The sequence below is a fragment of the Streptomyces sp. NPDC054863 genome, from assembly GCF_053610825.1.
On record NZ_JBSGZD010000561.1, the window covers coordinates 1 to 1446 of the forward strand.

The window sequence follows — 1446 nt, forward strand, 5'->3', positions numbered from 1 at the left end:
CTTCCGTCATGTCCGGGTTTGTGTGCGATGGCGCACGTTGTGGGCGCGGAGGAGAACCAAGTGGGCGAAAGTTGCCTCTCTCTGTGCGCCCGCCCCGGGCCCAGTCGAACGGAGTTCACATGAGTCACATTGGCGGCGCCGCCCCGCGCCGGCGGCGGAGGTCCCGCATATGGCTGGTGCTGCTGGTCGTGGTCAGCGTGCTGTTCGGCGTCGGTATCGGGGTGGCGGGCTCCTGGGCGTACCGCACCGGCTGGTTCGAACAGGGCGAGCCGGTCACCTTCGACACGGGGGGCGGGCCGATGGGTACGGACCCCGGGAAGGACTCCGGTGCGAAGAACGCAGAGCCGGGCCGGCCCCCCTCGGAAGCCGCCGCCAAGACGCTCCTGCCGACCGGTCCGAAGGCCGAGTTCACCACCCAGAACTCGATATCCGACGGCACCAAGATCGCGGTGACGACCCTGGCCGGGAAGAAGTCCGGGTTCACCGGCAAGGTCTGGGTGTGGGCGCCCAAGGAGTACTTCGACCCCAAGTACGCGCAGAGCGGCTTCCCGGTGCTGATCGCGCTGCCCGGCGGCAACGGCTACCCCAACAACTACTGGATGGGCACCGACCTCAAGCTCCAGAGCTCCATCGCCGCCTGGTCGAAGGAGAAGAAGAGCCTCCCCTTCGTCGTGGTGATGCCGGTGCTGAACCCGGACGCCAAGTACTACTACGACGGCAGTGACATTCCCGGGCAGCCCAGGATGGGCACCTGGATGACCGAGGACGTCCCCGATTTCGTACGGGCCAACTTCCGCACCTTCAAGTCCCGTGACGGTTGGGCGTTCATGGGCTCCTCGTCCGGTGCCTTCGTCGGGCTGAAGTCGGTGCTGAAGCACCCGGACAGGTTCAAGGCCGTCATCGCCTCGGGCCCCGACACCGTCCCGGACTCCCCGCTCTGGAAGGGCCACGAGGCCGAGCGCGCCGCCAACGCCCCGGAGAAGCTGGCCGCCGCACTGTCCAAGCAGCCCTCCGCACCGGACAAGGACGTCTATCTGGCCTTCCAGGTCGGGACCAGGGAGTCGGGCGTCGAGAACGTCCGCCGCTTCACCGAGAAGTACGGAAAGGGCCGGGTCAAGACCCGGCTGAACGTCATCAAGAACGGCAGCCACAACGCCAAGACCTATGTGGGCAGCATGGCCGAGGGCTCGATCCAGTGGCTCAGCGAGCACATGCAGGGCCCGATCGCGGGGCCGTGAGGCCCGGACCGGGGCCGCTACGCCGTCACTTCGGCGGACCGGGGCCGCTACGCCGTCACCTCGGCGGACCGGGGCCGCTACGCCGTCACATCGGCATCGGGGCGACCGTCACCAGGTACGTCCCGTAGCCCATCGAGAGCCCGGCCAGGGCGGCGGTCACCACGACCGCCGCCCGCGGCCGGGCGTTCGCCCTGGCGCAGGCGAGCGG

1 protein-coding gene is annotated in these 1446 nt (G+C 68.9%); it reads left to right on the top strand.

What is annotated here, in order from left to right; genetic code table 11:
• Nucleotides 1-119 precede the first annotated feature (119 nt).
• Complete coding sequence (locus ACWGIG_RS38900) at nucleotides 120-1238, top strand: alpha/beta hydrolase (protein WP_453326441.1); 1119 nt, start codon at nucleotides 120-122, stop codon at nucleotides 1236-1238.
• Nucleotides 1239-1446 lie beyond the last annotated feature (208 nt).